Annotated in this window: 5 protein-coding genes and 1 pseudogene; 1 reads left to right on the top strand and 5 read right to left on the bottom strand. The window is 62.1% G+C overall.

All coding sequences use genetic code 11. The annotated features are described in order from the left end of the window. The 5 genes and pseudogenes from MPJ51_RS04680 to xdhA form a co-directional block, all read right to left on the bottom strand. Nucleotides 1-302, bottom strand: a pseudogene (locus MPJ51_RS04680) (ABC transporter permease); the annotation flags it as partial. 63 nt (nt 303-365) lie between these two features. Then, nucleotides 366-1883, bottom strand: a complete 1518-nt coding sequence (locus MPJ51_RS04675) for an ABC transporter ATP-binding protein (RefSeq protein WP_298382470.1) — start codon at nt 1881-1883, stop codon at nt 366-368. Continuing rightward, nucleotides 1880-2815 (bottom strand): xanthine dehydrogenase accessory protein XdhC, encoded by a 936-nt coding sequence (gene xdhC / locus MPJ51_RS04670; RefSeq protein ID WP_298382467.1) that lies wholly within the window; start codon nt 2813-2815, stop codon nt 1880-1882. The genes MPJ51_RS04675 and xdhC overlap by 4 nt, the downstream gene beginning before the upstream one ends. Further along, complete coding sequence (gene xdhB, locus MPJ51_RS04665; protein ID WP_298382464.1) at nt 2815-5217, bottom strand: xanthine dehydrogenase molybdopterin binding subunit; 2403 nt, start codon at nt 5215-5217, stop codon at nt 2815-2817. Before xdhB ends, xdhC begins: the two co-directional genes overlap by 1 nt. Beyond that, nucleotides 5214-6617 carry a xanthine dehydrogenase small subunit gene (xdhA, locus tag MPJ51_RS04660; protein WP_298382462.1) on the bottom strand — a complete coding sequence of 468 codons (1404 nt, stop codon included), beginning with the start codon at nt 6615-6617 and terminating at the stop codon, nt 5214-5216. The genes xdhB and xdhA overlap by 4 nt, the downstream gene beginning before the upstream one ends. A 335-nt stretch (nt 6618-6952) precedes the next feature. Here xdhA and dnaE point away from each other — a divergent pair. Further along, a partial coding sequence (gene dnaE / locus MPJ51_RS04655; protein ID WP_298382460.1) for a DNA polymerase III subunit alpha occupies nt 6953-9819 on the top strand: 2867 nt, incomplete at its 3' end.

Genomic DNA, 9819 nt, shown 5'->3' with positions numbered 1-9819 from the left:
ATGGCGCCCATGATGTATTGTCCTTCGGCCCCGATGTTCCAGATACCGGCGCGAAAGCCCAGCGACAGGCCGATGGCGATTAGCACAAGTGGCGCGCCTTTCACCAGCAATTGCGGGCGGTAGTAGAACGAGAACTCGCCAAACAGCGGCTCCCAAAAGATGGTGCCGATGGCCTGAACCGGGTTCTTGCCCAGAAGGGCGAACAGAACCCCGCCGAAAAACATCGTGGCCAGCACCGCAACCAAGGGCGTGGCGTATGACCACGCTTTGGAAGGCTGAGGCCGTTTCTCCAACACTATCACCTGCTCATCCCCCCAAACTCTTCTTCTCGTTGCAAATACGGCCGCCGGAGGCGGTTCAACGGATCACACATGCGCCACCTCCATGCCATGGGCACCACCCATCATCAGCCCGATCTCATCCACGGTCAGACCGGTGGTGGGACGCGGGGCGCTCAGCCGTCCTTCGTTCAGCGCGGCAAAACTGTCCGAGATTTCCATCAGTTCATCCAGATCCTGACTGATGCAGATCACCGCCGTCCCCTTGGCCGCCAGATTCAGGATCGCTTGCCGGATCGAGGCCGCAGCGGCGGCATCCACACCCCAGGTCGGCTGGTTGACCACCAGCACCTCGGGGTTCTGCAAGACCTCTCGGCCGATGACGAATTTCTGCAGGTTCCCGCCCGACAGTGACCGCGCCGCGTTTTCGGGGCCGGGGGTGCGGACATCAAAATCCTTGATGATCCTTTCGGCAAAACCCTGCGTCTCGGACCATTTCAGAAAGCCGTTGCGCTCCAGCCCCTCGCGGACCGAACCGGTCAGCAGGGCGTTTTCGGTCAGGCTCATATCCGGGGCCGCTGCATGGCCCAGTCGTTCCTCTGGGGCGCTCAGCACGCCCAGCTTGCGGCGGGCTGTAGGGCCAAGCTTGCCGATGGGCTGGCCATTGAACTTGACCGCGTCGGCAGGGGTCGGGGTTTCGCCAGACAGCACACCCAGCAGTTCATCCTGCCCGTTCCCGGCAACGCCGCCGATGCCCAGAACCTCACCCTTGCGGACGGTCATATGCACATTACGCAGCGCGGTTCCGAATTCAGACGGCGCGGGCACCGACAAGCCGCTGACATCCAGCGCCACCTCGCCAAATTCCCGCCCCGCGCGTTCCGGCGTCTGCAGGGTCGAGCCCACCATCATCTCGGCCATATCCCGCGCCGAGGTTTCGGCGGGCACGCATTCTCCCACATTCTTGCCCAAACGCAGGATCGTTGCGTGGTCACACAGCGTGCGGATTTCCTCCAGCTTGTGCGAGATATAGAGGATCGAGGTGCCCTCGGACCGTAGTTTATTCAACGTTTCAAACAGGATATCCACTTCCTGCGGGGTCAGGACTGAGGTCGGTTCGTCCATGATCAACAGCTTGGGGTCCTGAAGCAGACAACGGATGATCTCGACCCGCTGCCGTTCCCCGGCGGACAGATCGCCGACCGTGCGATAGGGGTCCAGCGGCAGGCCATAGGTTTCGGACACGTCCCGGATGCGCGAGGCCAGATCACCCATCGGTGGCGGATTCTCCATCCCTAGCGCCACATTCTCGGCCACGTTCAGCGCGTCGAACAGCGAGAAATGCTGGAACACCATCGCGATCCCGTCGGCCCGCGCCGCGCGGGGTTCGGGCGGGGCATAGGGTTGGCCGCGCAGCAGCATGGTGCCGCTGTCGGGTTTCACCAGCCCATAAATCATCTTGACCAACGTGGATTTCCCCGCGCCGTTTTCGCCCAGCAGGGCATGCACTTCACCCGCGCCGATATCGAACGACACCTGATCATTGGCCACGACGCCGGGATAGGCCTTGGTCAGCCCTTGTAAGCTTAACAATGGAGTGGTCACGCGCTCAGGTCCTTCTTCAACTCGTTCTGCCGGGCCGGGCGCAGCAGTTGTGCGGCGACGCCTACGGCGATCATCTGCGGGTGTTTGCCCAAGTCGGGGTCGCCAATCGGGCAAGTGATCCGGTTGACCCGCTCGGGCGAATGCCCTAGCGCCGCCAGCCGCGACCGGAATCGCGCCCATTTCGTAGCCGAGCCGATCAGCCCCGCAAAGCGAAAATCATGCGAAAGCAGCCGGTTGCACAACTCCAGATCCAGAGTGTGTGAATATGTCAGCACAAGATGTTCGGCATCACGCGGTGCGTGACGCACAAGTTCGGCGGGTTTGGTGGCAGGCACAACGGTCACGCTGGGCGGGATCGTTTCGGGAAACCGCTCTGGCCCGGTGTCGACCCAGGTGATCGCCAGATCGGGCAGGGGTGACAGGACATCGACCAGAGCCCGGCCCACATGGCCCGCCCCCCAGATCCACAGAGTGCGCGCCGGTTGGTGAACCGGTTCGACCATCCAGCCGTCGATCAGTTGTGATTGCGGAGCGATGCCCTGACCCCGCGCCTGTGCCAGCAAGCGTTTGACGGACAGGGGCATTTCGCTGCCCGAGACCGGGCGGGCGATAACCTTGTCGTCCAGACCATCAACCGCATCGCTGTTATAGACCTCGCTGAACAGCGTCACCGCACCGCCGCAGCATTGGCCCATATCGGGACCAAGCGCGTGTTGCGTCAGGCGCGCCGGAAGGGTCTGTGTCCGCGCCGCCTCTGCCGCTTGATACTCCAGCGTGCCGCCGCCGATGGTGCCCGATTGCCCGTCCTGCCAGACCAGCATCGCGGCGCCGACCTCGCGCGGGGACGATCCCTTGATCCCGGCGATGACCACCCGGGTCACGCGCCCATGGGTTTTGACCGCCTCCCTCAAAGCCTCCAGGTCAAATCCCATCAGATGCCTCCTTTCATCCTTTGGACACCGCGCCAGACTTCCTCGGCTGTGGCGGGGGCATCCAGTGCCGGATAGCTGCCCCCGCAGGCTGCTACCGCGTTCGACAGGGCCAACCAAGCCGATATGCCCAGCATGAAGGGTGGCTCGCCCACCGCTTTCGAGCGATAGATCGTGTCCTCGCGGTTCGCGCCATCCCAGAGCGAGACATTGAAGATGTCGGGCCGGTCGGAACAGGCGGGGATTTTGTAGGTCGAGGGCGCATGGGAGCGCAGGTTGCCGGTGTGGTCCCAGACCAGTTCCTCGGTCGTCAGCCAGCCCGCGCCCTGCACGTATCCGCCTTCGACCTGTCCGATATCCAGCGCCGGGTTCAGCGAGGCGCCTGCGTCATGCAGGATGTCCGTGCGCAGAATGCGGTTCTCGCCGGTCAGGGTGTCGATGGCGACCTCGGTAACCGACGCGCCATAGGCGAAATAGAAGAACGGGCGGCCCCGGCCCTTGATCCGGTCCCATTCGATTTTCGGCGTCTTGTAGAAACCGGTTGCGGACAGGCTGATGCGCCCCTGATAGGCCAGTGCAGCGGCCTCGGCGAAAGAGTAGCGCTCTTCGCCCACCGAGACATAACCATCCGAGAACGTAACCGTTGAAGGATCGGCCTGATGCCGTTCGGCCAGATAGTCAGCCATGCGGTCGCGGATCGTATCGCAAGCTGCTTTCACCGCCATGCCGTTCAGGTCGCTGCCCGAAGACGCCGCCGTGGCCGAGGTATTGGGCACCTTTGCCGTATCCGTTGCGGTGATCTTCACCATCTCTAACGGGATACCAAAGCGCGAGGCCGCAACCTGCGCCACCTTCTGAAACAGGCCCTGTCCCATCTCGGTGCCGCCATGGTTCAGATGCACCGAGCCGTCCTGATACACATGCACCAGCGCACCGGCCTGATTGAGGTGGGTTAGCGTGAAGGAAATTCCGAATTTGACCGGAGAAAAGGCGATGCCTTTCTTGATCACACTGTTCTCGGCGTTCCATTTCGCAATGGCGGCCTTGCGCGCAGCGTAGTCGCTGGATTGCAGCAGCGCCTCGGTCATGCCGTGTAGTTCGAAATCGCTGACCTCCATGCCATAGGGCGTGGTGTTGCCGCCTGCGGGCAGTGGGCGCACCGGAGCGTCACCCATCTCAACCGCGCCGCGGCTGGTCAGGTCTTCGTGCGGGTCGGGGTGACCCGGCGGTTCTTCATGTGGTGCGCGTTCTGCAACCGGATGGGCCGGTTCGTAGTAGTTCCGGCGGCGCAACTCGACCGGGTCCATGCCCAAGACGTGGGCCGCGTGATCCATCACCCGCTCGATCCCGACCATGCCTTGTGGGCCGCCGAACCCGCGATAAGCGGTGGCGGATTGGGTGTTGGTCTTTAGCCGGTGGCTTTCGATCCGGGCATTGGGCAGCAGATAGGCGTTGTCCGAATGCAGCATGGCGCGGTCGGCCACGGGCAGGGACAGGTCCTGCGCCCAGCCGCAGATGGCATGGTGCAGGAAGTCGACGCCCTGAATATGGCCGTTCTCATCGAACCCTGCCTTGTATGAAATACGGAAGGCGTGGCGTTTGCCGGTGATGATCATGTCATCGTCGCGGTCATAGCGCATCTTGCACGCCTTGCCGGTCGCGCGCGCGGCCACGGCGCAGGCGACGGCCAGCGCGTTGCCTTGACTTTCCTTGCCGCCGAACCCTCCGCCCATGCGGCGGGTCTCAACCCGCACGGCATGCATGGGAACACCCAGAGCGTCGGCTACTTTATGCTGAATTTCGGTCGGGTGCTGGGTCGAGCTGTGGACCAGCATGTCACCGCCTTCATTCGGCACGGCCAGTGCGGCCTGGCCTTCCAGATAGAAATGCTCCTGCCCGCCGAGTTCGAAGCTGCCTTCGATCACATGGGCCGCGCTGGCGATGGCCGCATCGGCGTCTCCTTTGGCGTAGATACGAGGGCCTTCCTCGAACCGGCTGTTGGCGGCCAGTGCCTCTTCGACGGTCAGGATCGGGGTTTCCTCGGCATAATCGATCTTGCCCAGCCGAGCGGCCTTGCGGGCGGCGAGATGGCTGGTGGCGATGACCAGAAACACGGGCTGGCCGATATAGTGCACCGTGCCGTCCGACAGCAGCGGCTCATCATGGATCGAGGGCGAGACGTCGTTGGCAAAGGGCAGGTCCTCGGCGGTCATCACGCTGACCACGCCTTTGGCGGCTTTGACGGCGGACAGGTCCATCGACGTGATCTTGCCCTTGGCAATCGGGCTGAGGCCAAAGGCCAGATGTAGCGATCCTTTGGGCGTCGGGATGTCATCCACATAGCGCGCAGTGCCCGAGACATGCAGCGGTGCGGCGTCGTGGGGGAGGGGTTTGGTCACGCTCATGCCGACACCTCCAGCACGTTGGTCACCTCGCCCTGATCCTCGCGGAAATAGCGTTCGAGCATCGCCTTGGCGGTCTCCAGACGGTATTGGGCCGAGGCGCGCATGTCTGTCATCGGAGTGAAATCGCGGTCGAAATCCTGGGTTGCGGCTTGGATCGTATCAAGCGTCCACGGTTGGCCGAGCAGCGCGGCCTCGACATGGCTGGCGCGTTTAGGGATGCCTGCCATACCGCCGAAGGCGATACGGGCCTGCGTGACGGTGCCGTCGGTGATGGTGATGTTGAAGCAGCCGCAAACGGCCGAGATATCCTGATCGAACCGCTTGCTCAGCTTGTAGCACTTCAGCCGGTTGGGTTGGCGCGGGAAGCTGACGGCTTCGACAAATTCGCCGGGTGCGCGGTCTTGTTTGCCGTAATCGATAAAGAACTCTTCCAGCGGGATCGTGCGGCGTGTGTCGCCTTTGCGCAGATGCAGCGTAGCATTCAGTGCGATCAGCGCGGGCGGGTTGTCCCCGATGGGCGAGCCATTGGCGATATTGCCGCCGACCGTGGCCGCGTGGCGGACCTGAACGCTGGCATAGCGGCGGATCATTTCAGCATAGGAGGGGTGGATATCACCCAGCGCATCACCCATGCGGTTCATGTCGACCATCGCCCCGAAGCGGATTTCGTCGTCAGTTATGGTGATGTCTTTCAGGTCCTCACAGCGGTTGAGGAAGATCACCGGGTCCAGTTCGCGCAGCTGTTTGGTGACCCACAGACCCACATCGGTGGCCCCGGCGATCAGGGTGGCGTCCGGGAATTGCGCGTAAAGCGCGGCCAGCGCGTCGGCGCTGGCGGGCAGGTGGGCAGAGGAGGGCTCTGCCCCCCGGCTTTCAGCCTCCCCCCGAGGTATTTGGGAACAGAAGAAGGATTGGTCGGCGTTGATCCATTTGGGGATCGGGTGGGTTTCGGCGGCTTTGGCGGCGCGGATGATCGGGGCGTAGCCGGTGCAGCGGCAGAGATTTCCGGCCAGTTGGGTGTCGTGGTCGGTGGCGCCGTTGGCGTGGCTGGCGACCATGGACATCACAAAGCCGGGGGTGCAGAAGCCGCATTGCGAGCCGTGCAGATCGACCATGGCTTGTTGCACCGGGTGGGCCTCGCCGTTCGGGCCGCTGGCGCCTTCGACGGTGCGGATGGCTTTGCCGTGCAGTTGCGGCAGGAACAGGATGCAGGCGTTCAGCGCCTTGTGGGTGCCATCCTCTGTCACCATGACAGTGCAGGCCCCGCAATCGCCTTCGTTGCAGCCCTCTTTGGTGCCGGTCAGGCCGCGATCCTCTCGCAACCAGTCCAGCAGGGTGGCTGTCGGATCGACATCCGCCAGTTCCACTGTCTCTCCGTTCAGAAGAAACGTGATATTCATTCGAGAAACCCGTCGCGTTACCCGGTTGCGCCCTCGTGGTGCCCTCCTTCGATGCGACGTAGAAAGAGTGGCGGGCGAATTGCTTGCCGTCAGATGTTAGAAACAGCGCAAGTGGTCTGGCAAGAAAAACTGCCTGTGGGATGCACCATTACCTGCGGGCAGCGGTGGAATGTCGCAGGCTGGTTGCAATTATTTCACTGAAATCAAAGCAGTTTTTGACTGCGGAGAGCGTCTGTTCCCGAAGCACCTTCTGGAAAAGCCGAATAATCGGGGGTGGGGGTTGGACGCGCGGTTCCGGCTTTTGTCGGGCGTCCGGCTGGGATAGCGTAGGGGGTATGAGCAGTTCCCCTCGATTCATTCACCTTCGCGTTCACACTGAATATTCCCTGCTGGAAGGCGCTGTGCGGCTGAAAAAGCTGCCCGGGCTTTGCGCGCAGATGGACATGCCCGCCGTTGCGGTGACAGACACCAATTCGATGTTCTCGGCCTTGGAGTTCTCGGTCACCGCCAGCGGGGCCGGGGTGCAGCCGATCATGGGCTGTCAGGTCGATCTGACCTATGTACAGGTGCAACCGGGTGAAAAACCCAAACCACCCGCGCCGCTGGTGCTGCTGGCGCAGTCCGAGGCGGGGTATGAGAACCTGATGAAGCTGAGTTCCTGCCTTTATGTGGACAAGGGCGGGCAGTTGCCGCAGGTCTCGCTGGAGGAATTGGCGGAGCATTCGGACGGGTTGATCTGCCTGTCCGGCGGGCCGGATGGGCCGGTTGGCCGCTTGCTGCAACAGGGGCAGCGCCCGGCGGCTGAGGCTTTGGTGGATCGGTTGGCCGGGATGTTCCCGGATCGGCTGTATATCGAATTGCAGCGCCATCCGGGCGAGGATGGGCAACCCGAGGCCGAACGTCTGACCGAACGTGGCCATGTCGAGATGGCCTATGCCAAGAACCTGCCACTGGTCGCCACCAATGATGTCTATTTCCCGACCTCGGACATGTATGAGGCGCATGATGCGCTGATCTGTATTGCCGAGGGGGCCTATGTCGATCAGCAGGACGGGCGCCGCCGTCTGACGGCGCAGCATTACTTCAAGTCGCAGCAGGAGATGGTGACGCTGTTCGCTGATTTGCCCGAGGCGGTTGAGAATACTGTCGAGATTGCGCGGCGCTGCGCCTTCATGGCCTATCGCCGCGATCCGATCTTGCCGAAATTCGCTGATGACGAGGTGGCCGAACTACGTCGGATTGCCAATGAAGGATTGCGGAAACGTCTGGCGGTGATCCCCCATGCGGTGACGCCCGAGGAGTATCAGGAGCGGCTGGATTTCGAACTGGGCATCATCGAGGGGATGGGTTTCCCCGGTTACTTCCTGATCGTTGCGGACTTTATCCAATGGGCCAAGGATCACGACATCCCGGTGGGGCCGGGGCGGGGTTCGGGCGCGGGCTCTCTGGTGGCTTACGCGCTGACGATCACCGACCTTGATCCGCTGCGGTACTCATTGCTGTTCGAGCGGTTCCTGAATCCGGAACGGGTCTCGATGCCCGACTTCGATATCGACTTCTGCATGGATCGCCGTGAAGAAGTGATCCGCTATGTGCAGCAGAAATATGGGCGCGACAAGGTGGGGCAGATCATCACCTTTGGTGCGTTGCTGTCCAAGGCTGCCGTGCGCGATATTGGGCGGGTCTTGCAAATGCCTTACGGGCAGGTGGACCGCCTTTCCAAGATGATCCCGGTCGAGGGCGTCAAACCTGTCTCCATCGAAAAGGCGCTGAAAGACGAACCGCGTCTGCGCGAGGAAGCGCGCAGCGAAGAGGTCGTGGAACGTCTGCTCACCTATGGCCAGCAGGTCGAAGGGTTGCTGCGCAACGCCTCGACCCACGCGGCGGGGGTGGTGATCGGCGACCGACCTCTGGACGCGCTGGTTCCGATCTATCAGGACCCGCGCTCCGACATGCCCGCCACCCAGTTCAATATGAAATGGGTGGAACAGGCCGGGCTGGTGAAGTTCGACTTTCTGGGTCTGAAAACCCTGACTGTCATTCAGAACGCAATGGATTTGATCTTCAAATCCGGGCGCGCGCTGCACATCGCCCCGGATGGCACCGAGCTTTATGAACCCGCCGAGGGGGCCGAAAACCAGATCAACGCCATCCCGCTGGATGATGAGGCGACGTACAAGCTCTATTCCGCGGCCAAGACCGTGGCGGTGTTCCAGGTGGAAAGCTCGGGCATGATGGACGCGCTCAAGCGGATGAAGCCGGACTGTATTGAGGATATCATCGCCCTCGTCGCGCTTTACCGGCCTGGCCCGATGGAGAACATTCCCAAGTTCTGTGAGGTCAAGAACAAGCTGAGCGAACGGGACACGCTGCATCCCTCCATCGACCATATTCTGGACGAGACCCAGGGTATCATCGTCTATCAGGAACAGGTGATGCAGATCGCGCAGGAAATGGCGGGGTACAGCCTTGGGGGTGCAGACCTGCTGCGCCGCGCGATGGGTAAGAAAATCCAGGAGGCGATGGACGCCGAGCGGCCCAAATTCCTCAAAGGGGCTGCCGAGAATGACGTGGATGAGGCCAAGGCGACCGAGGTCTGGAACCTGCTGGACAAGTTCGCCAACTATGGCTTCAACAAATCCCACGCGGCGGCTTATGCGGTGGTCAGTTACCAGACTGGCTGGCTGAAAGCGAACCATCCCGTCGAGTTCATGGCAGGCGTCATGAATTGCGATATTCACCTGACTGACAAGCTGGCCGTCTATTTTGAGGAGGTCCGCAAAGGGCTGGACCTGCCCTATGTGCCGCCCTGCGTGAACCGGTCGCTGGCGACATTTGATGTGGCCGAAGGGCATCTGGTCTACGGGCTGGGTGCGCTCAAGAATGTGGGTGTCGAGGCGATGAATTTGGTGGTCGAGGGGCGTGCCGACAAGCCTTTCGTCAATCTGTTCGACTTCGCCCGCCGCGTTGATCTGAAAAAGGTCGGCAAGCGCCCGCTAGAGATGTTGGCGCGGGCCGGGGCCTTTGACGAACTGGACAAGAACCGCCGACGCGTGTTCGAAAGCCTCGATCCGCTGGTGCAGTATTCGGCGGCGATCCACGAACAGAAGAACTCGAACCAGGTGTCGCTGTTTGGTGAGGCGGGTGATGACCTGCCCGAACCGCGCCTGTCGCCTTCGCCTGATTGGCTGCCCGCCGAACG

Source organism: Ruegeria sp. (genome assembly GCF_028066395.1).
Lineage (GTDB): Bacteria > Pseudomonadota > Alphaproteobacteria > Rhodobacterales > Rhodobacteraceae > Ruegeria.
The sequence above is the reverse complement of the archived record's forward strand: the minus strand, read 5'-3'. Positions and strand labels throughout refer to the sequence as shown.

Excerpts from the sequence above, each read along its gene's own strand:
- xdhA (WP_298382462.1), bottom strand. The coding sequence starts at position 6,617 with ATGAATATCACGTTTCTTCTGAACGGAGAGACAGTGGAACTGGCGGAT.
- xdhB (WP_298382464.1), bottom strand. The coding sequence starts at position 5,217 with ATGAGCGTGACCAAACCCCTCCCCCACGACGCCGCACCGCTGCATGTC.
- xdhC (WP_298382467.1), bottom strand. The coding sequence starts at position 2,815 with ATGGGATTTGACCTGGAGGCTTTGAGGGAGGCGGTCAAAACCCATGGG.